Annotated in this window: 18 protein-coding genes; 6 read left to right on the top strand and 12 right to left on the bottom strand. The window is 63.4% G+C overall.

Annotation, left to right across the window (positions count from 1 at the left end):
• Positions 1 to 11 precede the first annotated feature (11 nt).
• From KYT97_RS27775 to KYT97_RS27755, 5 genes are all read right to left on the bottom strand, one after another.
• Positions 12 to 3,764, bottom strand: coding sequence for a multifunctional oxoglutarate decarboxylase/oxoglutarate dehydrogenase thiamine pyrophosphate-binding subunit/dihydrolipoyllysine-residue succinyltransferase subunit (locus KYT97_RS27775; protein WP_033236703.1), 3,753 nt, complete (start codon positions 3,762 to 3,764; stop codon positions 12 to 14).
• A gap of 169 nt (positions 3,765 to 3,933) precedes the next feature.
• Complete coding sequence (locus KYT97_RS27770; RefSeq protein ID WP_219111316.1) at positions 3,934 to 7,683, bottom strand: ABC transporter ATP-binding protein; 3,750 nt, start codon at positions 7,681 to 7,683, stop codon at positions 3,934 to 3,936.
• A gap of 41 nt (positions 7,684 to 7,724) precedes the next feature.
• Entirely contained in the window at positions 7,725 to 8,498 is a 774-nt protein-coding gene (locus KYT97_RS27765) for an ABC transporter permease (protein WP_219111315.1), read from the bottom strand.
• Entirely contained in the window at positions 8,495 to 9,535 is a 1,041-nt protein-coding gene (locus tag KYT97_RS27760; RefSeq protein ID WP_219111314.1) for an ABC transporter ATP-binding protein, read from the bottom strand. The genes KYT97_RS27765 and KYT97_RS27760 overlap by 4 nt, the downstream gene beginning before the upstream one ends.
• Before the next feature lie 54 nt (positions 9,536 to 9,589).
• Positions 9,590 to 10,348 carry a hypothetical protein gene (locus tag KYT97_RS27755; protein WP_033236707.1) on the bottom strand — a complete coding sequence of 253 codons (759 nt, stop codon included), beginning with the start codon at positions 10,346 to 10,348 and terminating at the stop codon, positions 9,590 to 9,592.
• 161 nt (positions 10,349 to 10,509) lie between these two features.
• On the opposite strand from KYT97_RS27755, the gene KYT97_RS27750 reads away from it, so the two are divergent.
• Entirely contained in the window at positions 10,510 to 10,878 is a 369-nt protein-coding gene (locus KYT97_RS27750; RefSeq protein WP_095888734.1) for a VOC family protein, read from the top strand.
• A 19-nt stretch (positions 10,879 to 10,897) separates the two neighbouring features.
• Here the strand turns inward: KYT97_RS27750 and KYT97_RS27745 are convergent, their stop codons facing one another.
• Positions 10,898 to 11,923 (bottom strand): glutathione S-transferase family protein, encoded by a 1,026-nt coding sequence (locus KYT97_RS27745; protein WP_033236708.1) that lies wholly within the window; start codon positions 11,921 to 11,923, stop codon positions 10,898 to 10,900.
• 25 nt (positions 11,924 to 11,948) lie between these two features.
• Positions 11,949 to 12,650, bottom strand: a complete 702-nt coding sequence (locus KYT97_RS27740) for a GNAT family N-acetyltransferase (RefSeq protein ID WP_219111311.1) — start codon at positions 12,648 to 12,650, stop codon at positions 11,949 to 11,951.
• A 127-nt stretch (positions 12,651 to 12,777) separates the two neighbouring features.
• On the opposite strand from KYT97_RS27740, the gene KYT97_RS27735 reads away from it, so the two are divergent.
• Positions 12,778 to 13,401: a PadR family transcriptional regulator gene (locus KYT97_RS27735; protein WP_219111309.1), complete on the top strand. Its 624-nt coding sequence runs from the start codon at positions 12,778 to 12,780 to the stop codon at positions 13,399 to 13,401.
• 2 nt (positions 13,402 to 13,403) lie between these two features.
• Positions 13,404 to 14,888, top strand: a complete 1,485-nt coding sequence (locus tag KYT97_RS27730) for a DHA2 family efflux MFS transporter permease subunit (RefSeq protein WP_033236711.1) — start codon at positions 13,404 to 13,406, stop codon at positions 14,886 to 14,888.
• Between the two features lie 15 nt (positions 14,889 to 14,903).
• Here the strand turns inward: KYT97_RS27730 and KYT97_RS27725 are convergent, their stop codons facing one another.
• The 4 genes from KYT97_RS27725 to KYT97_RS27710 all read right to left on the bottom strand — a co-directional run bounded on the left by KYT97_RS27725 (position 14,904) and on the right by KYT97_RS27710 (position 18,270).
• Positions 14,904 to 16,238: an MFS transporter gene (locus KYT97_RS27725; RefSeq protein WP_187328603.1), complete on the bottom strand. Its 1,335-nt coding sequence runs from the start codon at positions 16,236 to 16,238 to the stop codon at positions 14,904 to 14,906.
• Complete coding sequence (locus tag KYT97_RS27720) at positions 16,222 to 16,593, bottom strand: carboxymuconolactone decarboxylase family protein (protein WP_219111307.1); 372 nt, start codon at positions 16,591 to 16,593, stop codon at positions 16,222 to 16,224. The genes KYT97_RS27725 and KYT97_RS27720 overlap by 17 nt, the downstream gene beginning before the upstream one ends.
• A gap of 89 nt (positions 16,594 to 16,682) precedes the next feature.
• Positions 16,683 to 18,113 carry an MFS transporter gene (locus tag KYT97_RS27715; RefSeq protein ID WP_141486235.1) on the bottom strand — a complete coding sequence of 477 codons (1,431 nt, stop codon included), beginning with the start codon at positions 18,111 to 18,113 and terminating at the stop codon, positions 16,683 to 16,685.
• Between the two features lie 10 nt (positions 18,114 to 18,123).
• Entirely contained in the window at positions 18,124 to 18,270 is a 147-nt protein-coding gene (locus tag KYT97_RS27710; protein ID WP_155276698.1) for a hypothetical protein, read from the bottom strand.
• A gap of 95 nt (positions 18,271 to 18,365) precedes the next feature.
• Here KYT97_RS27710 and KYT97_RS27705 point away from each other — a divergent pair, with 95 nt between their 5' ends.
• Positions 18,366 to 19,169: a hypothetical protein gene (locus tag KYT97_RS27705; protein WP_219111304.1), complete on the top strand. Its 804-nt coding sequence runs from the start codon at positions 18,366 to 18,368 to the stop codon at positions 19,167 to 19,169.
• A gap of 164 nt (positions 19,170 to 19,333) precedes the next feature.
• Here KYT97_RS27705 and KYT97_RS27700 read toward each other — a convergent pair whose 3' ends face one another.
• Entirely contained in the window at positions 19,334 to 20,692 is a 1,359-nt protein-coding gene (locus KYT97_RS27700) for an FAD-binding oxidoreductase (protein WP_219111302.1), read from the bottom strand.
• Positions 20,693 to 20,734: 42 nt separating this feature from the next.
• On the opposite strand from KYT97_RS27700, the gene KYT97_RS27695 reads away from it, so the two are divergent.
• Together KYT97_RS27695 and KYT97_RS27690 are read left to right on the top strand one after the other, a co-directional pair.
• Positions 20,735 to 21,535 (top strand): enoyl-CoA hydratase/isomerase family protein, encoded by an 801-nt coding sequence (locus tag KYT97_RS27695; RefSeq protein WP_219111300.1) that lies wholly within the window; start codon positions 20,735 to 20,737, stop codon positions 21,533 to 21,535.
• Positions 21,536 to 21,631: 96 nt separating this feature from the next.
• Positions 21,632 to 22,825 (top strand): class I adenylate-forming enzyme family protein, encoded by a 1,194-nt coding sequence (locus tag KYT97_RS27690; protein WP_033236716.1) that lies wholly within the window; start codon positions 21,632 to 21,634, stop codon positions 22,823 to 22,825.
• The last annotated feature ends 37 nt before the right edge of the window (positions 22,826 to 22,862 follow it).

Genomic DNA, 22,862 nt, shown 5'->3' with positions numbered 1-22,862 from the left:
ACTTCAAGAAATCAGTTGGTCGGCAGGAATGCCTCGTCGAGGATTTCCTGCTGCTCGACGGCGTGAACCTTGCTCGAACCCGAGGAAGGTGCAGACATCGAACGACGCGAGATGCGACGGATACCGCTCAACGTGCCGGGCAGGAGTTCCGGCAGAGCCAGGCCGAGGAACGGCCATGCGCCCTGGTTGGCCGGCTCTTCCTGAACCCAGCGGTACTCGGTTGCATTCGGGTACCGGTCCAAGGTTTCCTGCAGGCGACGCTTCGGCACCGGGTACAGCTGCTCGACGCGCACGATGGCGACGTCGTTGCGGTTGTCCTTGTGCTTCTTCGCCAGGAGCTCCCAGTACAGCTTGCCGCTGACCAGCAGAACGCGCTTGACCTGATCGCGCGACTCTTCGCCGCTCTCGATGTTCGGCTCTTCGAAGACAGACCGGAACTTGCCGGTGGTGAAGTCTTCGACGTTGCTGACCGCAGCCTTGTTACGCAGCATCGACTTGGGCGTGAATACCACCAGCGGGCGGCGGATGCCGTCGAGGTGATGGCGACGCAGCAAGTGGAAGTAGCTTGCCGGGGTGGACGGAACGGCAACCGTCATCGAACCCTCGGCGCACAGCTGGAGGAAACGCTCGATGCGGCCGGACGTGTGGTCCGGGCCCTGGCCTTCGTGGCCGTGCGGCAGAAGCAGCACGACGTCGGAGAGCTGACCCCACTTGGCTTCGCCCGAGCTGATGAACTCGTCGATGATGGTCTGCGCGCCGTTGACGAAGTCACCGAACTGCGCTTCCCACAGCACAAGTGCGTCCGGGTTGCCCACGGAGTAGCCGTATTCGAAGCCCAGACCCGCGTACTCGGTGAGTGCGGAGTCGTAGACCATGAACTTGCCACCGTTGCCGGCGTTGGCAGCGATCTCGGCGATCGGGCTGTACTCGTTGCCGGTCTTCCGGTCGATCAGCACAGAGTGACGCTGCGTGAACGTTCCACGCTTGGAGTCCTGACCCGCAAGGCGAATCAGTGCACCCTGCTCGGCCAGTGAACCGAACGCGAGCAACTCGGCGAACGCCCAGTCGACGTGACCCTCGCGGGCCATTTCGCGTCGCTTCTCCGCGACAGGCTTGACACGCGGGTGGGTGGTGAAGCCCTCCGGAACGTTGACAAACGCGTCGCCGATGCGCTCGAGAACGTCGGGAGCAACAGCCGTCGTGAGGCGAGCCGGGGGAGTCTGGTCGAGTTCGACGGACTCCGACGGTTCGGGCTGGAACTTCTCGAGCTCACGGACCTCGTTGAAGACCCGTTCGAGCTGGCCCTGGTAGTCGCGAAGTGCGTCTTCGGCTTCCTTGAGCGAGATGTCACCGCGACCGATGAGGGACTCGGTGTAGCTCTTACGAACGCTGCGCTTGGTGTCGATGACGTCGTACATCGCCGGCTGGGTCATCGACGGGTCGTCGCCCTCGTTGTGACCGCGGCGGCGGTAGCAGATGAGGTCGATGACAACGTCCTTGCCGAACTTCTCACGGAAGTCGACAGCCAGCTGAGCAACCCAGACACATGCCTCGGGGTCGTCGCCGTTGACGTGGAATACCGGTGCGGCGATCATCTTCGCGACGTCCGTGCAGTACTCGGACGAGCGTGAGTGCTCCGGTGCGGTGGTGAAACCGACCTGGTTGTTCACGACGATGTGCACGGTGCCGCCGGTGCGGTATCCGCGCAGCAGCGAGAGGTTCAACGTTTCCGCGACAACACCCTGACCGGCAAATGCCGCGTCACCGTGAAGCATGAGCGGGAGAACGGTGAAGCCCTCTTCGCCCTTGTCGAGGATGTCCTGCTTGGCGCGAACCAGGCCTTCGAGAACCGGGTCGACGGCCTCGAGGTGCGACGGGTTGGCCGTCAGGGACACGGCGATGTCGTTGTCACCGAACATCTGGATGTAGGTGCCCGAAGCGCCGAGGTGGTACTTCACGTCACCGGAGCCGTGAGCGGCGGCCGGGTTCATGTTGCCCTCGAACTCGGTGAAGATCTTCGAGTACGGCTTGCCGACGATGTTTGCCAGCACGTTGAGGCGACCGCGGTGCGGCATGCCGATGACAACCTCGTCGAGCTGATGCTCGGCAGCCTGGTCGATGACGGCGTCCATCATCGGAATGACGGTCTCGGCACCCTCGAGCGAGAAGCGCTTCTGACCGACGTACTTGGTCTGCAGGAAGGTCTCGAAAGCCTCGGCAGCGTTGAGCTTGCTCAGGATGTACTTCTGCTGAGCAACCGTCGGCTTGGCGTGATGCCCTTCGACGCGATCCTGGATCCACTGACGCTGATCCGTCTCGAGGATGTGCGTGTACTCGACACCGACGTGGCGGCAGTACGCGTCGCGAAGCACGCTGAGCACGTCGCGCAGCTTCATCTTCTCTTTGCCGTGGAAGCCGCCGACCTTGAACTCGCGGTCCAGATCCCACAGCGTCAAGCCGTGGCTGATGACGTCGAGGTCGGGGTGGCTGTGGAACTTGTCCTTGACGAACTGCAAGGGGTCCGTATCGGCCATGAGGTGGCCGCGGTCACGGTAGGCCGCGATCAGTTCGAGAACGCGGGTGTTCTTGTCGACCGCGCCTTCCGGCACGTCCTTGCGCCAGCGAACCGGCTCGTACGGGTTGCCGAGTGCGTGGAAGATCTCGTCGTAGAACTCGTCGCTGATCAGCAGGTTGTGGATCGTGCGAAGGAAATCGCCCGATTCGGCACCCTGGATGATGCGGTGGTCGTACGTCGACGTGAGCGTCATCAGCTTGCCGACGCCCATCTCGGCCAGCTTCTCGTCGCTTGCGCCCTGGAACTCGGCGGGGTACTCCATCGCGCCGGCACCGATGATGGCACCCTGGCCCTTCATCAGGCGGGGGACGGAGTGAACCGTGCCGATGCCGCCCGGGTTGGTCAGCGAGATGGTCACTCCGGTGAAGTCTTCGCCGGTGAGCTTGCCTTCACGGGCGCGGCGGACGATGTCCTCGTACGCGGCGTGGAACTGGACGAAGTTCATCGCCTCGGTGTTCCGGATAGCGGCGACGACCAGTGAGCGGTTGCCGTCCTTACCGGGAAGGTCGATCGCCAGTCCGAGATTGGTGTGCTCGGGGGTGACCGCGTGCGGCTTGCCGTTGATCTCGGCGAAGTGGCGGTTCATGTTGGGGAACGCGTTGACTGCCTGGATGATCGCGTAGCCCAGCAGGTGGGTGAACGAGATCTTGCCGCCGCGAGTGCGCGCGAGGTGGTTGTTGATGACGATGCGGTTGTCGAACATCAGCTTCGCGGGGATCGCGCGAACGCTGGTAGCGGTCGGGATCTCGAGCGAGGCCGACATGTTCTTGACTACTGCGGCTGCCGCGCCGCGAAGAACCTTCGTCTCTTCCGCGCCGCCGGCCGGAGCCGGCTTCGCGGGAGCGGCCTTGGCGGCCGGGGCGGGCTTGGCCGCAGGCGCTGCGGCGGGCTTGGCAGCGGGCGCTGCGGCGGGCTTGGCCGCGGGCGCAGCGGCCTTCGGCGGAGCCGGGGGTGCGGGCGGAGCGGCTTTGGGAGCAGCAGGCGGAGTGCGTACAGCGGCGGGGGCGGCTGCGTTGCCGTTCGTGGCAGTTCCGTTTCCACCCCCCGTGTTCGCCGACTCCGGCGAGTAATCGGTCAAGAATTCGTGCCAACTCGGATCCACGGACGACGGATCGTCCTGGAAGCGTTGGTACATCTCGTCAACCAGCCACTGGTTCTGTCCGAATTGGGATGTAGAACTGCTGCTCACGGCAGGTGTTCGCCTCGTTTCTATTTCGGTACCCGATCAGAGCGCCTATATACATGAGATTAGCCCGAGCGTGTGACCAGCAATTGTGCGGCACACAATTTGTGATCTGTCTCACGGCGGCGCGTAATCTTTCGACTTCGCGACGCCACTCGGCGGTACAAATCTGTCACTACTGCCGTGCGACGGGGTTACCTTCGACGACAGTTCTCGCTGACAGATTATTCCCTTCGCGCGCCCTAGATGCATCCCAGAGTCTCGAGTAGTGACCATTGGCATACCGCAGGAGCGCGTGCGGGCCGTATTCAACGATACGTCCCCGGTCAACTACGACAATCAGGTCGGCACGTGCGGCCGTCGCGAGGCGGTGTGCAACAACGATCGAGGTCCTTTTCCGGGTGACCGACCGACTTGCTTCGAGGACCATTTTCTCGGTCGCGGGATCAAGCGTCGCGGTCGCTTCGTCGAGCAGCAGGAGGTCCGGGTCGACCAACTCGGCGCGCGCGAGTGCGATGAGCTGTCGCTGTCCGGCCGACAGTCCCTGTCCGCGTTCCCCGACCGGATGATTCATGCCGCCGCGCATGTCGGCGATCGCGCGCAGTGCACCGACCGCGCGTGCGGCCTGCTCGATATCGACATTCGACGCGTCAGGTCTACCGAAGGCGATGTTCTCCGCGACGCTGCCGGTGAACAGATGAGCTTCCTGCGGTACGACGCCCAACCTGTGGCGGTACTGCGATAGGTGAAAATCACGGATGTCGGTGCCGTCGACCTGCACTGATCCGCTGGTCGGATCGTAGAACCTGGCCAGTAGTTTGACCACCGTCGACTTCCCGGCGCCCGTCCGTCCGACCAGGGCCACGGTTGTTCCGGCAGGGATGTGTAAGTCGATATCGGTGAGGGCGTCGACCTCGGCGCCGGAATATCGAAAGCCGACATCCCGCAGATGAACGTCGCCGTCCAGGTGTCCGTCGAGGGAGATCAGGTCCGCGGAGTCGGCTGTTTCGATGGAACTGGGCGTCCGGAGAAGATCCCCGATCCGCTTGAGCCCCACGTTTGCCTGTTGGTAACCGTCGAACACCTGTGAGAGTTGCTGAATCGGTCCGAACAACAAGCCGAGGTACAGAACAAAGGCGATCAGAACACCCGCGGACGTCGAGCCGTCGGACACCTGACGGGCTCCGATGAAGACCACACCCGCAAGTGCGAGATCGGAAAGAAACGCGATGAACGGGAAGTACAGCGAAATTGCCCGCTGTGAACGCATCCGTGACCGGCGGTAGCTTTCGGCGCGCTCGGCAAATCGGCGTGCCGCGCCCTCTTCCCGGCGGTAGGCCTGCGCTGCCCGCAACCCGGTGATGTTCTCCTGGAAATCCGCGTTGACCATGGAGATCCGCTCGCGGGACTGGCTGTACGCCACTGCGGAGAACTTTCGGAAGATCAGGGTCGAGATGATGAGCGGCGGAATGACGGCGAGCGCCACCAACGCCAGGGTCACATCGGTGACGAGGAGGGCGATCGCGATGCCGCCTATCGTCAGGACACTCACGATTGCGGTCGACATTCCGGTCTGGATGAACGACGACAGTGCGTCGACGTCCGTGGTCATCCGGGTCATGATCCGCCCGGACAGTTCGCGCTCGTAGTAGTCGAGACCAAGCCTCTGCAGGTGTGCGTAGCTGCGGATACGTAGCCCGAACAGGACCCGCTCGCCCGCTCGGGCGGTGAGGACCGTCATCACAGCGACTATCGCCCAGCCCGCCACCACCAGCAGCGCGCCCAGTATCGCCGCGACGGTGAGAGTCCCTGAGTTCTTGTCGACAACCCCGTGGTCGATGGCGTACCGAACCAGTGACGGGAAGGCAATCGTCGCAGCGGAATCAAGAGTCAGGCACACGACGACTGCCGCCAGAATCCAGCGAACCGGGCGGAGTATCCGAAGCAGTGAGAACTGCGGATCGGACTCGCGAAGTTGTGCGGTGTCGGTGGTCGGAGCCTCGCGCAGCGGTGGCAACGCGTCGAGCGCAGCCTCCAACGACGGGGTGATGGCCAGAGCACCGGCCGCACCTGCCGAATCGGCAGGCGATACCGCAGGCCACAGTTGCTCGGCAGTGGGTTCGGAGTGGTCTGGATCGAAAGGTGCGATGTCGGTAAGTGCAGGGTCGATGTCTGCCGGCTCATCGCTCGATGTGGCGAAAAGGGCCCGAAACAGTGGGCACCGCGCTTCCAACTCGTCGACCGTCCCGGAGTCGATGATCCGCCCCTGGTCGAGGACGGCAATTCGATCAGCCAGGGTCAGGGTCGATCGGCGGTGCGCAAGGATGAGAGTTGTCTGCCTCCGCCTGGCCCGGAACGCGTCGAAGATCACCGCTTCGGTGGCAGCATCGACGGCCGAGGTGGCGTCGTCGAGGATGAGGATTCGAGGGTTCACGAGTAGGGCGCGCGCGAGCGCGATGCGCTGACGTTGCCCGCCTGAGAGCGTCAGACCGCGTTCACCGACAACGGTGTCGTAACCGTCCGGAAGCGCCTCGATGAACTCGTCGGCGTGGGCCATTGCGGCCGCTGCGCGGATGTCGTCGGCGGACGCGTCCGCGCGGCCTAGGGCGATGTTGGCGGCGACGGTGTCGGAGAACAGGAACGGCTCGTCGAAGGCCAGGCCGATTGCAGCGCGGAGTTGCTCGCTGCGAAGTTCGCTGATCGGCAGCGACGCGTCGGCGCTGTCGAGACTGATGGTCCCGGACTCGGGCGCGTAGAAGCGGGGGAGCAGCAGCGACAGTGCTGTTTTTCCCGAACCGGCTGGTCCGACGACGGCGACGGTCTCGCCTGGTTTGATCTGCAGGTCGAGACCGGACAAGACACGGCGGTCGGAATCGAAGCCGAAAGTGACGTCGTCGAACGTGACCCCGAGCGGTCCGTCGGGGAGATCGAGCGGATGGTCGGGTTCGGCGATGTCGGGCCCCGCGCCGATTACGTCGTAGACGCGTTCGACGGCGGCGCGGGCGAGTTGTGCCATCACCACGACGGAGGACAGCGTGCGCGTGACCGCGGTCATCGTCACGATGTAGGTCGCGAACGCGAGGAAAGTACCGATGGTGATCTGGCCGTGGAGTGCAAGATAACCACCGACAGCGATCACTGCCACCTGGCCCAGTTGGGGTAGTGCGGCCATCGTCGGCGTGAAACGGGAGTTGATCCGGGCCACGCGCATCCGTTCGCTATAGAGCGTTCGGCCGTGTTTCTCGAGTTGATCGATTGCTCGTTCTTCTTGCCCGAATCCCTTCACCACCCGAACCCCGGTGACGGTTTCCTCGACGTGCTGGGCGAGGTCGGCGGCGCGCTGCTGCGCCGACCAGGTGGCGGCGTAGAGGGTCGGTCGCATCAGGAAGACCACAAGCCCGACAGCGGGGATGATCGCCAGCGCGATGAGGGTGAGCAGGGGCGAGAGCCACGTCATGATGCCGATGGCCAGCACAAATTGCAGCAGGGCGCCGGCGGACATCGGGACCATCGCGAGCAGACCCTGCACGAGTTGCAGATCGGAGATCGAGCGCGAGACGACCTGCCCGGTGCGGATGTCGTCCTGCCCGCGGCCGTCGAGTCGCTGCAAGGAACCGAGCAACGCGAGTCGCAAGTCGTGCTGGACGTCGAGTGAGAGACGACCGGCCAGCATTCGTCGGCCGTACTGACAGGCGAAGCGCACGATCGCCAAGCCGGCGATAGCGAGTGCGGTGAGTGTGATGACGGTGCCGGCGTTCTGCTCGCCGGCCGCATCGAGGGCATAGCGGGTGAGCAGCGGGAAGGAAATGTCGATGGTTGCGGCGACCACCGTCACGGTGAGCGCGCCGATTGCCAGCCGGCGGTGCAGCCAGCAGGCATGGACCAGTCGGCGTATCCACCCCGGGTTGTCAGCGATCGTGTTCATCTCGATCCACGGTAGACCCGGGGGCAGACACGCTTGATCACTCAGGTGATGTCGCGCATCCTGGTGCGCAGCCAGCCGCCCCCGACGAGTGCGACGACCCACGCGGCGAGGATCATCGCTGCACCCGGCCAGGAACTCAACACGTCGATGTCGATCGACGGCGCGGCATTGACCAGCACTCCGAGGGTGGCCGACACCGGCAGTGCCTTGCCGATACCGTCGGCACCGACGGCAAAGGCCAAGGCTCGCAGAATCCATTCACCGAAGACGAACCAGCCGACCACGGACAGCATGCCGACCACTTGTGAGCCGGCGAGCAGTGTGACGCCTGCACCGATCAATGCCCACAGCGCGCAGGCGACTATTCCGACGCCACAGATCGCAAACAGATCCGCGGTGAAGCTGAAGTCGCGAGTGAACAGGATCATCGCGCCGACGGCAACGACCTGCACTACCAGTGCGTATCCGACCGCGAATGCGGCAACAACACCCAATTTGGCGGCCAACACCGCGTCGCGTCCGCGGGCGGTGAGGAATGTCGTGGTGTATGTGGCGTAGGTGAATTCGTTGCCCGCGGCGGTTGCACCGAACAACGCCGCAAAGACGAGGGCGATGGTGGTGGGTCCGCCAACCGCGATGGCAGTGGACACGAGATTCACGTCGAACGCGGTGTCGGCTCGCTCGGCAATGGCCTCGACAATCGGACGAGTGAACGACGCGGCCGCGAGCGCAACAACGACTGGTACCACAGCGAGTGCCCACCAATAGCGCAGCGAGAGGACCTTCTTGATTTCTGCTTGTGCGAGCGTCGTCACCGGTGGCCTCCCGACGGTCCGTAGGCGGTGGGACCGTAGTAGCCCGACGGTGGACTGTAGTGACCGGATGGCGGGCCGTAATGGCTGGATGGCGGACCGTGTCCGGGATGGCCGGTGGCATAGTGCGGTGTGGTCATGGCCACGAACAGTTGCTCGAGATCCGCGTGATCAGCGACGACACTGAAGATCGTGACGCCGGAGGCTGCCGCAACCGGAGCAAGTGCGTCGCTGTCGGTACCGCTGACGGCGAGTCGGCCGTCCGGTGCGATCGTGGCCGCCGTGATCCCGCGGGCGGCCAGCGCCGTCGCGAACAGCGCGGGGTTGGAGCACGAGACCATCAGTCGACTCTGATGTGATGCGCGGAGGGCCTCGACACTGCCGTCGTAGACCAGAGAACCGGCGCTCAGAAGCACCAGGTTGTCCACGACGGGTTCCACCTCGCGTAGCGCCTGGCCCGTGATCAGCACGGTTCGCCCGGACTCGGCAAACGTCGTCAAGAACTGCTGTAACCAGGCCGTGCCTTCGGGGTCGAGTCCGTGGGTGGGTTGGTCGAGCACCAGGATTTCCGGGTCCCCGAGCAGCGCGGCGGAAAGTGCGAGCCGTTGCTGCATTCCCAATGAGAAAAGCCCGGTTCTCCGGTCGGACGCCGAACTGAGTCCGACTGCCGCGAGAACCTGTGTCGCTCGCTGGGCGGGCAGGCCGATCGCGGCAGCGTAGATGTCGAGGTGAGCGCGCGCCGTCCGCGCTGGATGGAGGCCACGTGTGTCGAGGACGGCACCCACAGTCCGGGCGGGCGATGCCAATTTCGAGATGGGGAGACCGTTGATCGTCGCGGATCCATCGCTGGGCGTCACTAAACCGAGCAGCATGCGCAGAGTCGTGGTTTTTCCGGCGCCTGAGGGGCCGAGCAAGCCGGTGATCGAGCCGGCGTGGACGTCGAAGCTCAGGTCGTTGACCGCCCGTGCCGCGTTGAACGTCTTGGTCAAACCGCGAACTTCGATGGGCGCGGAGACCCGCCCCGGTGCACTACTGGTCAAAGATGCTCCCGCGTCGACGGACGTTGTGTTGTGTCGAGCCTACGTTCTCGGCTGTTATCCGCGGAGTACCCGAGTGGTGGTGGCGGGATCGGGCGTGAAGTCGTCCTCGGGGAGAATGACGAGGTGATCGGTCCAGCGCGCCGGGGCCGGGCCAAAGGCGTCGCGTGCATTCTTGACGACGCCCTTACCGATGACGCGGTTGCCTGCGCCACCGATGACCGCGCCGATCCCGGCGGGCACCAGCTTGCCGAGTATGAGTGCGCTTCGCTTTGCGGCGTATTTCATCACGAACTTGCGGACCAGCGTGCTGTTCATTCCGCGCATCGTGGAACTCGGGATTTTGCTGGTGATCGCGGTGCCCCAGTTCTTGGCGGTGACCCCGGTGACCTTCTGGACGATTTCCATGCCGGATTCGCCGAGGGCGACAGCGAGGACGAGGGCGCGTCGTTGTTGGTGGTTCTCGATGGAGATTCCGTGGACCGACGCGACTGCCAGAGTGAGAAGTGCCGATGCTTCGAGGAAGAATGCCGACTCCGCGCCGACCGCGGCGATCGATGCCACAGTTCCGACGCCGGGGATTGCGGCTGTGGCGCCGACCGCGCTGCCGCTTCCTGTGACGGCCAGGAGAAACATCTTCTCGAGTCGATCGATGATCTGGGCCGGAGACTCGTCCGGATGCGAGTGCCTGACGTGCTCCACGTATTTGGCGACGGCCGGCGCCTGGAGGCGGCTGCCGTTGTCGAGTACCGAGATGAGGATTTTCTCGACCCGCCCGGCGTCGTTGCTGCTTGCGTTGTCGATCGACTTGGCCATCGCTCTGCCCCTCCACAGGTGTCCACTCTGCAATCGGTGAACTTCGCTGTCGAGGATAGGTGAAGTTTTACAGCGGAGCAGGTGGCCTGCGCCATAGGCTTGTGCTGGGTAGTACTAGAGGGAAGGGGACTGCTGTGGGAACCGATGCTGTGGGAACCGTAGTGTGGCCGACGCTGGTGTATGCCGATGCCCGAGCGGCTGTCGATTTTCTTGTGAAGGCCTTCGGCTTTGTGGAGAAAGCGCTGTACGCCGACGGTGACGTCGTTGCGCATGCTCAGCTCGACTGGCCCGGTGGCGGTGGGATCATGCTGGGTTCGCCCCGTGCCGATTCGTCGATTGCCGGTCTACCGCCGGGAGTAGGTTCTGTGTACATCGTTGTCGACGATGCCGACGGCCTCCATGATCAGGCTGTTGCCGCCGGTGCCGTGATCACGCAGGGTCTTCGCGACGAAGATTACGGTTCGCGGGGTTTCACGTGCCGTGATCCTGAGGGTGTGTTCTGGAGTTTCGGAACGTACGGCGGAGAGTAGTTCTTTACCTGATCTCGGGTTACCGTGTCGCCCAATGTTCTTGCGGCACTACCTCGCTCGGGATCGGTGGATGCGGCGGTGTGCCGTCTCCGAACGGCCGGCCGCCGAGCTGTTCGCGGCCATGTGGTTCGAGCCAGTGCGTCAGTTCGGGTCCCTTGGGAACGATCTGGCTGGGATTGACGTCGGAATGAACGATGTAATAGTGCTGCTTGATCTGGGTGAAGTCGATGGTGTCGCCGAACCCGGGGGTCTGGAAGAGGTCACGGGCATAGTCCCACAGCACCGGCATCTCGGTGAGTTTGCTTCTGTTGCACTTGAAGTGGCCGTGGTAGACGGGATCGAATCGGGCTAGCGTCGTGAACAGTCGGACGTCCGCTTCGGTAATGGTGTCGCCGACCAGGAAACGTTGCCGTGCAAGGCGTTCCGTCAGCCAGTCCAGTCGCGCGAACAGTTGGTCGTATGCCTTGTCGTAGGCTTCCTGGGATCCGGCAAAGCCGCAGCGATAGACACCGTTGTTGACGTCGCGGAACACTTGTTCTGCAACATCGTCGATTTCGGTGCGGAGAGCCTCCGGATACAGATCCGGTGCCCCTTCTCTGTGGTACTTCTTCCACTCGGTGGACAGATCCAGTGTGATCTGCGGGAAGTTGTTGGTGACGACCTTGCCGGTCGCGATCTCCACCATCGCAGGCACCGTGATGCCGCGCGAGTAATTGGGGTCGCGGGCAAAATATGCGTCCTGTAGTCGGGGGATTTTCAGAACCGGATCGACGCCGCCGGGGTCGAGATCAAAAGTCCAACTGCGTTTGTCGTGGACCGGTCCGCAGATTCCCATCGACAGAACATCTTCCAGGCCTAGGAGTCGGCGGACGATGATGGCGCGGTTCGCCCATGGGCAGGCGCGCGCGACAATCAATCGATAGCGATTCGGTTCGACGGGATATCCGTCGCGGCCGTCCTCGGTGATACGTGCGGCAATGTAGTTGGTGTCGCGAGTGAATTCGCGGCCTTCTTCGACAAATGTTGCAGAGTTGTCCGCGTTCATGGAGATTCCTCTCGATCGCGTGTCTCTACACAATACGTCGTTGGACCTGCGCCGTGGTGTGTATTCCCAGGACGGTGAAATCGAGTGCGCGTGCGATTGCGGCGCCGCCGAGATGTCCGCTCGGGATGCGGAGTTGCGGTATCAGACCGGCGTCGAGAGCGTCTTCGGCAGCGAGAAAGACTGTTCCGCAAGCCAAACCGCGCCGCCGCTGCGCGGGATCGGTGAGCACCGTGAGATCCGCGACGAATCCTTGGAACTCGCGGTAGGCCGCGCAGGCGAGGGGTTGGTGATCATCCCCGAGTGCTGTGAACCAGTGGTCCTTGGCGCTCAGGTCGGCAACTGTGGCGTCGTCGGGTGGGCAGGATCTGGCCACGTTCATTGCGTCGGATCGCTCGCGGCTGATCAGAAGTTGTTCTGCGGGTGTGTGATCCGTGTAGTCGGGAAGGAATGCGAGCTCGGTGTGCGATGTGAGTCGGCCGCCGTGATCCTTGGTGAGTTCGAGAAGTCGCGTTGGGTCCAGCAGTGAGGCGGCGGCCTCGTTCGCGGTGCGCTGCGTAAACCATTGCGGTCCGACGACGGCTGCTGCCTCGGCGAGTTGCAGTACGTGGATCAGATCGTTGTGATCGTCGTCGACGCGAGCGGTATGCGCCGGACGCAATGCGGAGTCGCCCAAGCCCAGTTCTCGGGCCCACGCGAGTCGGATGATGTCGAGATGATGGTCGTCCACTCGCTACACGCTAGTCCGGTTCGGGTGGGTTGATCGAGATGGCCCGGCGTCGTATATTCCATGTGGACTATTTCAGGTGGAATAGTCAAGAAATAGTCAATTGTTCTTGTCCGGAGAGGGGGATCTCATGGGTGATGTGTCATTGACGCCCTTGGGAATCACCGTTCTGGGCCTGCTGTCCGAGCGTTCGATGCACCCGTACGAGATGTATCAACTCGCCTCGGTCCGCCGGGGGGATCAGCTTGTGAAGATCAAGCCGGGCTCGCTCTATCACACGGTGTCGAGGCTGGAAAAGCAGGAACTGCTCACTTCGATCGGGACGGATCGTGAAGGCAATCGGCCGGAGCGGACGACGTACGAGATCACCGATCGAGGCCGGAGCGCCCTCGAGCACCAATTGCGGGAGATGTTGGCGGTTCCGGTCCGGGAGTATCCGCGCCTGCCTCTTGCGCTCGCAGAAATGCATAACCTGTCCGCCGCAACTGCGTGTCGGATGCTCCGGATACGTCTCGCGCATCTCGACGAGACGATTGCGAAATTCGAGGCCGACTACGAAGCGTTGAAGGCCGCGGAAAAGCCACGAATCTTCACGGTGGGCGCCGATTACGCCCACGCACTGACCGTCGCCGAACGAGAGTGGATCGGCGTGTTGGTGACAGACATCGAGAGCGGCGAAATGCCCTGGCTCTCACAAGAACTTCTCGACCGGCTGGCCGGCTCAGCAGGCTCGTCCGCACTACCTAAGGACTGAAGATGGAAAAGCAGGTCAATCCCTGGCACGCGCTGTGGGCGCTGTGTATCGGGTTCTTCATGATTCTCGTGGACAGCACGATCGTTGCGGTGGCCAATCCGGCGATCATGGAGGACCTCGGAACCGACATCAACAAGGTGGTCTGGGTAACGAGCGCCTACCTTCTGGCTTACGCTGTGCCGCTGCTGGTTACGGGTCGATTGGGTGATCGGTTCGGGCCCAAGAACCTGTACATGATCGGACTCGTCCTGTTCACCGCCGCTTCATTGTGGTGCGGTTTGTCCGGCAGCGTCGAACTTCTCATCGTTGCAAGGGCTTTCCAGGGCTTTGGTGCCGCGATGATGACGCCGCAGACGATGGCCGTCATCACCCGTACCTTTGCGCCGAACAAGCGCGGCGCGGCCATGGGTCTGTGGGGCGCCGTTGCCGGTGTTGCCACCCTGGTCGGACCGCTCGCCGGTGGCGTTCTGGTCGACAATCTCGGCTGGGAATGGATCTTCATCGTCAACGTCCCGGTTGGTGTGATTGCCTTCCTGCTGGCGTGGAAGCTGGTTCCGTCGCTGCCCACGAGCGAACACAAATTCGACATCCCCGGGGTGATTCTCAGTGCCGCGGGCATGTTCCTGCTGGTGTTCGGAATCCAGGAGGGAAGCTCGTACGACTGGAACGGATTCGTGTGGAGCCTGATCGGCGCGGGCGTGCTGCTGCTCGTCGTGTTCGTCTTCTACCAGTCACGCAACAAGAACGAACCACTGCTGCCGCTCGGACTCTTCAAGGATCGCAACTTCTCACTCGCCAACGTCGCCATCACGGCAATGGGCTTTGCCATCACGTCGATGGTGCTGCCGCTGATGTTCTACACCCAGGCGGTACGCGGACTCTCGCCGACACAATCGGCATTGCTGCTCGTTCCGATGGCCGTGCTGACGGGTATTTTTGCGCCGATCGTCGGCAAACTCGTCGACAAGACGCACCCTCGCTACATTGCCGGAACCGGCTTCGCGTTGTTTGCCATCGCACTGGGTTGGCTGGCGATGGTGATGACCCCCGATGTCGCGATTTGGGAGCTGTTGCTGCCGATCGGCCTCATCGGATTCGCGAATGCGTGCATCTGGTCGCCGCTGGCCGCCACAGCCACGCACAATCTTCCGCCCCTGCAAGCGGGTGCCGGAGCCGGTGTCTACAACACCACACGCCAGGTGGGTGCGGTTCTCGGTAGCGCCGCGATCGGCGCGTTGATCACCGCGCGGTTGGCTGCACAGGGCCTCACCGGCGGCAGCTCCGAAGCCGGCGTCGGACATCTGCCCGAGGTAGTCCGCGAACCGTTCAGCACCGCGATGTCGCAGTCCGTGTGGCTCCCGGCCGCGGTACTCCTCGTCGGATTCGTGGCGTCGGTGTGCTTCGAACGGCCGCAGCGCGGCGACGCCCATGACACGGCGATGGCTGTCAGCGCCGAAGCGAGTCGGGAAACATCACTGAAGGATTGAGAAAGTCGTCCCGGCTCAGATGGGGCGAGCGCAGGCGCACTGGGTTGCGGCCAAGGTGCATTCTCCTTGTGTAGCGTCGTGCGTTGCACCGGCGGTCGACGGGGCGGGCATTTCGGTGCTCGCCTCGCGAGGCCACAGCACCCATCCCGAGGCGGCTCCCACCGCGGCAAGGGCTGCGAGGATGCTCCAGGTGAGCGCGAATCCCGCGCTGGTGCCAACCCATCCGGCAATCGGATAGGTGAACAGCCAGGCGAGGTGCGACAGGGAGAATTGGGCTGCGAACACTTCCGGAATACCTGCGGGGTCTACCGACCGTCGAAGCACCTTTCCGGTCGGGGTGACGATCATGGCCATCCCGGCGCCGATGAGCGCCCACACCGCGGCGGTGAGAATCCACGTGAACACACCGGCAACGGCGAGGGACGCTGCCGCACTTGCGCTGAAGACCAGGACGACGGAACCTGCTGTCATCACGGTGCGTTCGGCGGTTCGGTCGAGGACGCGGGGAAGAGCCAGCGCGGTCAGCAACGTACCGCTACCCGATGCGGCCAGCATCCAGGCCACGTCGGATTGGGTTCCGCCGAGTTGGTCGCGGACGTAGTTGACGGTGTTGACCACGACGATCGAGCCCGCTGCTGCCACCACGAGATTGAGTGCCATGATGCCGCGCAGTCGCGGCGTGGTCACGAAGATCCGCACTCCCGACGCGATCCGGTCCCACGCGTTTCGGTGAGTGCTGGGACGGGCGTTGGGGATTCGGGTGGCCAGCACGAGTAGTGCGGAGACGGCAAAGCCCACCGAGGTGGCGACAAACAACAGGTTGAACGTCATGAAGGACAGCGCGACCGCTGCGAGAACCGGGCTGAGCAGGCTTTCCATCGTGTAAGCGACCTGCGATGCCGACAGTGCGCGGGTGAAATCGGCCTCGTCGGTCACGATGTCCGGGATGACCGCCTGGAATGTGGGTGTGAACGCTGCCGACGCAGCTTGGAGAACACCCACCAGCACGTAGATGTGCCAGATCTCGCTGACGAAGGGCAACGCGATCACCACCGACGCGCGAATGACATCGAGTGCGACGAGGAAAGCCCGTCTCGGCAATCGGTCGACGTACGCCGCCGCGAGTGGGGCGATCAGGACGTACAGGGACATCTTGATCGTCAACGCGGTGGCGAGCACCGCCCCTGCGGACGGTCCCGCCAAGTCATACGCGAGCAGGCCGAGTGCCACCGTCGCCAACCCTGTGCCGAACAGTGCGATGATCTGGGCGCTGAAGAGTAGGCGGTAGTCGCGAATCGCGAACAGACGCAGGCTGTTCCGTTCCGGTGCGGTCCTAGCGGTCCGGTTCATCTGGTTTCACTCCCGCGACAAGATTGAAAGCTCCGGTCAGGATATTGAGGGCGACGATCCCGACTACATCGGCGATCTCGCGATCACCGTAGCCGTACGCTCGAAGGCCCGCGATGTGTTCGTCGGAAGTCGAGGCAGGCTCTCGATAGACGCGAAGTCCGAGTTCGATCATTGGCTGAGTTTCGCTCGCTTCATTGCCCGTACTGAGTTGCAGATAGCCACCCAGTACGGCGGGCGAATGAGCCATCGCCGCGACCATGTCACCGACCTGTCCGTGACGGTTGACGAGTTCGGCGAGAAGGTCTTTCGATGCACCGACAGCGGTGGCCGGTGTGAGAGATGCAAGGCGCGACATAACGAGTCCTCAGTGGTTCCGCCGGTGGTGGGGGGGGGGGGGGGGGGGGGGGGGGGCCCCCCCCCCCCCCCCCCCACCACCGGAGTTGGTCAAGAATTGACGGTGGAGTGAACGGTTTCAGGCTCTTCGACCTTGGTCGACCGCATCACGACCGCGGTGATTACTGCGCCCACCACTGCGATGGCGGCGGCACCGAGGAACACCGCGGAGAACCCGTTCGTCAACTCCGTCAGGTCACCGAGTTGATCAGCGCCGAACACTGCTGCGATCGCGGTCATCACCGCGAGGCCGACAGCCGAGCCGACCTGGTAACTGACATTGACGATGCCCGAAGCCAGTCCACCCTCTTCCGGGCGTGCAGCCGAAATCGCCGTACCCAGTGAAGGAATGAACGCCAGCGTCATACCGGCCGCGGCCACCAACGATGCCGGCAGCACGTCGACCCAGAAGTTACCGGTGGGCCGGATCAAGGACATCCACCCCAATCCGATTCCCAGCACCAGCAAACCGGCGACGATCATTGCTTTCGCACCGAAGCGCGCCATGGCCCGTGGCGCGACGACGATCATGCCGAGCATGACGAAGATCGTCATCGGCAACAAAGCTGCGCCGGCGGGGAAGGCGCTGTATCCGAGCACTTGCTGCAGGTACAGGTTCAGGAAGAACCACATCGGTATCCAGGCCGCGCCGAGGACGAGCTGAGCGACGTTCGCGGCACCGAGGTTGGGCGCCTTGAAGATTCCCAGCCGCACCAGTGGTTCCCGACGCTTGGACTGGATCAACACGAATGCGCCCAACAATGCGGCCGAGACGGCGAGCGCAAGCCATGTCTGCCCGGATCCCCAACCGACGTCAGGTGCTCTGACGATGCCGAAGACTCCGACGGCGAGGCCTGCGGTGACCGCCAGTGCGCCGAGGAAGTCGATCGATCCGGTGCGTGCCGGTGCATTCGGCATCAGGATGGGCGTGGCGATCAATGCGATGACTGCGATGGGGATGTTCAGATAGAAAACCCAAGGCCAGCTGGCGTATTCGGTTATGGCGCCGCCGAGGAACACTCCGGCAGTACCGCCGGCCGGCGCCGCGGCACCGTAGATGGACAGCGCCTTGGTCATCTCCTTTTGCGTGCTGCCGAACAGCATCATCAGCAGGGTCAGGGCGGACGGCGCGATGAGTGCTGCTCCTGCGCCCTGAACTGCGCGACCGGCAAGTTCGACGGCGACGTTGCCGGCGGCACCGGCGACGACGGAACCGATCAGCAGGATCAGCCAACCGGCGGTGAACACTCGGCGCGCGCCGAACAGATCCGACAGGCGCCCGCCGAGGAGGAGCAGCCCGCCGAAGGCGATGACGTAGGCATTGAAGACCCAGGTCAGGCCTTCCTGGGAGAAGCCGAGATCGCTCTGCATCTGGGGGAGAGCGACACCGATGATCGAGGTGTCCATGATGACCATGAACTGAGCGGCGGCGATCAACGCCAACGCCCACCACTTACGGGTGGATCTAGGTTGTGTGGACATTCTGAGTTCCTTACGGGTACGGGGTATGCATCATGTTTGCGAGGTCTGGGAGTGTCATAGTCGAGGCGTCGCGACATCGAGGCTGCGGATCGATGAAATGCCCGGAAATAGTGCGCTTTTCGAACTCGATCGGCCGGCGCTCGGCGTAGGTGCGCATCGGATCTCCTTCGAGTGAATTCGGAGTGATTTGTTTTGTTCGTTGCATACCCTAGGGGGGTATGGTACAAATTGCAACAGGTTCGACTTCAAGAAGTGAAGAACCCAACGCAGACGGCAACGGAAGTGCCGTCGACCCAACCTTTGGAGGGCAAGATGTTCAGCGAAAACGGCTACACATTGGAATTGGCAACGTCGGAGGCGGCCGTCGGCAGTCGCGTACCCCTGCAGTTCCGGATCGTGGATGCGACCGGATCTCCGTTGATCGGGTACACGGATACTCACGACAAGCAGCTACATCTGATCGTGGTCGGCCGCGACCTGACCGGATTCCAGCACGTGCATCCCGAACTGGACGCGTCCGGAACCTGGCATGTTTCAGTAGATTTCGCGCATGCAGGGGAGTATCGGGTCTTCGCCGACTTCACTCCTGACGGGGGCGACGGAATCACGCTGAGCGCGGATGTACACGTTTCCGGCGCCTATGACCCCCGGCCGTTGCCTGCTGCGGCCGCCACCACGACGGTCGACGGCTACATCGTCTCCCTCGACGGCGCAGCCCACGCCGGCCAGACATCGAAGCTCACGCTCTCGGTCAGCCGAGGCGGTCACCCGGTCACAGACTTGCAGCCCTACCTCGCCGCCTATGGGCATTTGGTTGCGCTGCGCGCCTCCGACCTCGCGTATCTCCACGTCCACCCGGACGGCCATCCCGGTGACGGCGTTACCCCAGCCGGGCCGGCAATCACCTTCTACGCCACCATGCCGAGCGCTGAGGATTACCGATTGTTCTTGGACTTCAAACACGACGGAGTGGTGCGTACGGCCGAATTCACTCTGACTGCCGACAATGCGACCGCGCCCGTGTCAGAGCACGCACACGCTCACCACGGGCACTGAACTCGAACGCCGACATGCAGAATGAGGCTGCCCCGTCAATTGCCAGACGGGCGTGGGCGGTAGCCAGGCATCCTGTGGTTCTTGCCGCGGCACGCTGTGCGGCAAGGTGCGCGCTGATTGCCCTGCAGGACAACCGAAGCCGAAAGGTCCACAGCGTCTAGTAGTCAGCGCCGAAGGGAGTCGGGAAACATCACTGCACGATTGAGAAAGTCGTCCGGATCGAAGGCTCGCTTGATCGCCCACATCGCGCCGATGTCCTCCGGCGTGAGCGCCATGTCGAGGTAATTGCGTTTGAGCGAGCCGACTCCGTGTTCGGAACTGATATTTCCGCCGTAGTGACGCACCAGTTCGAGAATGCGGAGGTAGACGGCGTCGGCGTCGGGGCAATTCAGGACGTTCAGATGGATGTTTCCTTCGGCCACATGACCGAACAGGATCGGGATCGCTTCCGGTGCGTATTCTGCGACAACGCCGACCGCCGAGTCCGCGAATGCCGCCAGTGTGTCAAGGGGGAGTGCCGCGTCGAACTTGAGAGGTGGTCCGAACAATCCTACGACTTCCGCGAAACATTCACGTGCAGACCATAATCGGGCCGAACCGGCCGTGTCGAGCGCTACGGCGGGCGCATCCGGTGGATTGATCCGGTCCATGATTGCGCTCACGTCTTCGGAAGGGTCGTGGGCGCCGGATACCTCTGCCAGCAGATACCATCGGCGTCCCGTCGGAACGCCGGCGCCAAGTCGGTTCGCAGCAAGTTCCAATCCGCGGCCGTCGAGTAGTTCAAGCGCGTCGACGCCGCCGACGGTGCGCAGAATGCGTCCCGCGTCGACAACGGCGCCCAGTGAATCGAACCCGGTGAGTGTTGTGACGCGGTGTCTCGGCACGGGGTGAAGTGCCAGGTCGACGCGTGTGATCACCCCGAGAGTGCCCTCGCTGCCCACCCAGAGCGCTGGCAGGTTGTAGCCGGAGTTGTCGACGCGGACGGCTACCTCACGGCGCACGGTGGTGCCGTCTGGAAGAACAACTTCGAGTCCGGTGACCTGCTCCGCCATGTTGCCGTATCGAACCGTGTGCAGCCCACCGGCGTTGGTGGCAGCCATACCGCCGATTGTCGCCGTATCACGCGACGCGATGTCGACGCCGAACTTCAGTCCGGCGTGGGCAGCAGCGGAATGTACTTGTGCGAGTGTCACTCCCGCGTCGACGGTGATCCTCCCCGCGGCGGCATCGACCTCGCCGATTGTTGTGAGACGTTCGGTGGAGAGCAGGACGTCGTCGTGTTCGGGCACGGTTCCGGCGACAAGTCCGGTGCGTCCACCCTGCACGGTGACGGGTGCGCCGAAGTGTCGGCAGATGTTGAGTGCTGCGGCTACTTCGACGGTGTCGGCCGGGCGGACCAGGGCCTGGGCACGTCCGCTGTATCTGCCCGTGTGATCGACCGAGCGGGAGCGCAGAACATCGGGATCGTCGGTGACGAACCGTTGTCCCACAACGTCGGCAAGCGCTTTTCTCAGACCGTCCACTCCCTGATCGTATGTCGCCCGCGGTGTGGCAAGGTGACGGCCATGACTGCTTCCGAAACGCATCCCACCCGTCTCGAGCGAATCATCACCGATGGCGGTGCCGAGGTTGCTGTGCTGACGTTTGCTCACGGACCGCTCAATTTGTTCGATCAGGCGATGTTCGACGCAGTGATCGCGGATATCGCGTCGTTGACGGCTGCGCCGCCGCGCGCGGTGTTGCTGCGGGCCGAGGGCAAGGTCAACTCGGCCGGCGTCGACGTCCATGTTTTCGACGGTTTGACTGCCGAGCAGGGCGCCGAGTTGTGGCGCGAGCTTTTTGCGCAGATCTGCCATCCACTCGAGGCGCTTCCGTGTCCGGTGGTCTACGCCGCGCATGGGTTGACGCTGACGGCTGCGTTCGAGATTTCGCTGGCCTGCGACATCATTCTCGCCGCGCCCAAGGCGAAGTTCGGACTGGTGGAGACAGTGGTCGGGTTGACGCCGTCGATGGGTGGGCCGCAACGCCTGGCCGAGCGTGCGGGTTCCGGACGCGCTCGCGAACTGGTGATGACGGGCGATCTGTACGACGCGGCGACGCTTGCATCATGGGGTGTGGTCAATGCCGTTCACGACGATGTCGACGCAGCCGCGCGGGCACTTGTAGCGCGGTTGGCTGACGGGCCGACGCGGGCACATGATGCGACCAAGCAGATCGTGTCGGCGTGGCGTTCCGGCGGTATCGCTCATGCCGATGCGGTGACACCGACAGTGTCGGGGGCGCTGTTCGAGACCGAGGACCTTCGCGGCGCCGTGCGCAGCTTCCTCGATGTAGGTCCAGGAAAGGCCGTCTACACAGGCAAGTAAGCACACGGGTATCGCCAGAGTGCTCCACTACCTGTGACTCACGTCATATAGTCGAATGGCGCGGGTGTGGGTTTGTCACGGTCTGTGGAGGTACAGATGCGGTCGAGGCTTGTGGAGTATCACTGTTCGAATGGGCTGCTCACGGATACGCGGGTCAGTCGGGCGACGGACGGTCTGCTGCGTTACCGGCAGTTGGATCCGTCGTTGTCGGAGTTACTCGACGTTGCGGTGCACCGGTTCGCCGGGCGAACTGCGGTCGAGGAAGTCCACGGAGAACAGGTCACCTACGCCGAACTGTGGGCTGAAGCGTCTCGGGTGGCCGGCGGGTTGAAGTCGCGGGGAATCGAGATCGGCGATCGGGTGGCCATCCGGTTTGCGGCCGGCGTTCGGTGGCTGGAAGCGTGCCTCGGAGTCATTCTGGCCGGTGGGGTTCCGGTGTCTCTCGGCATGGCGTGGGGCGACGCGGAGGTTTCCGCGGTGATTGCGGACAGTGGATCGGTGTTGGTGCTCGATGGGGAATTGCCGCACGGGGTTCCGTTCATCGACGACGGTGCTGCGCCGGACGAGTTGGCGGTTCTGGCGTACACGGCGGATCCGTCCGGCGCGATGCTTGGCGTCGAATTGAGCAACGAGAATGTGCTCTCGACAATCGAAGGGCTTCTGCATTCGCGTGACTACGGCGTCGAGGGTGTGCGGAATCTTCTGGTGGACAGCGATTTTCGATCCGTCCGGGAGCTTGTTCATGTGCTCGCCACGTTGGTGATCGGCGGCACCGTTGTTGTGGCGGGTGATTTTTGGCGTGAGTCCGCCCATACCGTCGACATTCTCACCGGGCGCCCCGAGGATCTCCTCGAACCACGATTGCTTGCGGTGGGTCCGGCGGCGCGAGCAGCCTCGCGATCGGTGAAGTGGGTGGACTGCAGTGGGTCTCCGGTAACGGCCGAGCAGGAAGACAAGCTACTGGCGGCGTTTCCGGCCGCTCAGCATGTGATGGGTTGGGGAAAGACCGAGACGTGTGGCGGAGGTCTGATCTTGCCGATCGAATCGGCTTCGACACATTTAGGGAGCGTGGGAATCGCTTTTGGCGGAATGGAAGTCGCGTTGTACGGCCCCGATGCACCGGGGGGATACGGCGAACTGTGGTGCCGCGGGCCGAGTGTCGCGCGTCGGTACTGGAATTCGCCGGAAGTGACGTCGTCGCGTTTCATGCAGGGCTGGTTCTGCACCCATGACACCGCACAGATCGATGCGGAGGGCTTCGTCCGTATTGTCGAACGAAACGCAGCATGAGCATGCGCGGTGTCGAAAGACTACGAGAGGGAGATGC

The organism is Rhodococcus globerulus (assembly GCF_019334125.1).
Lineage (GTDB): Bacteria > Actinomycetota > Actinomycetes > Mycobacteriales > Mycobacteriaceae > Rhodococcus_F > Rhodococcus_F globerula.
The sequence above is the reverse complement of the archived record's forward strand: the minus strand, read 5'-3'. Positions and strand labels throughout refer to the sequence as shown.

What these genes read in the sequence shown, in the direction of transcription:
- KYT97_RS27770 (WP_219111316.1), bottom strand. Translation starts at nt 7,683, where the DNA reads ATGAACACGATCGCTGACAACCCGGGGTGGATACGCCGACTGGTCCAT.
- KYT97_RS27755 (WP_033236707.1), bottom strand. Translation starts at nt 10,348, where the DNA reads ATGGCCAAGTCGATCGACAACGCAAGCAGCAACGACGCCGGGCGGGTC.
- KYT97_RS27745 (WP_033236708.1), bottom strand. Translation starts at nt 11,923, where the DNA reads ATGAACGCGGACAACTCTGCAACATTTGTCGAAGAAGGCCGCGAATTC.
- KYT97_RS27735 (WP_219111309.1), top strand. Translation starts at nt 12,778, where the DNA reads ATGGGTGATGTGTCATTGACGCCCTTGGGAATCACCGTTCTGGGCCTG.
- KYT97_RS27730 (WP_033236711.1), top strand. Translation starts at nt 13,404, where the DNA reads ATGGAAAAGCAGGTCAATCCCTGGCACGCGCTGTGGGCGCTGTGTATC.
- KYT97_RS27725 (WP_187328603.1), bottom strand. Translation starts at nt 16,238, where the DNA reads ATGAACCGGACCGCTAGGACCGCACCGGAACGGAACAGCCTGCGTCTG.
- KYT97_RS27720 (WP_219111307.1), bottom strand. Translation starts at nt 16,593, where the DNA reads ATGTCGCGCCTTGCATCTCTCACACCGGCCACCGCTGTCGGTGCATCG.
- KYT97_RS27715 (WP_141486235.1), bottom strand. Translation starts at nt 18,113, where the DNA reads ATGTCCACACAACCTAGATCCACCCGTAAGTGGTGGGCGTTGGCGTTG.
- KYT97_RS27710 (WP_155276698.1), bottom strand. Translation starts at nt 18,270, where the DNA reads ATGCGCACCTACGCCGAGCGCCGGCCGATCGAGTTCGAAAAGCGCACT.
- KYT97_RS27695 (WP_219111300.1), top strand. Translation starts at nt 20,735, where the DNA reads ATGACTGCTTCCGAAACGCATCCCACCCGTCTCGAGCGAATCATCACC.
- KYT97_RS27690 (WP_033236716.1), top strand. Translation starts at nt 21,632, where the DNA reads ATGCGGTCGAGGCTTGTGGAGTATCACTGTTCGAATGGGCTGCTCACG.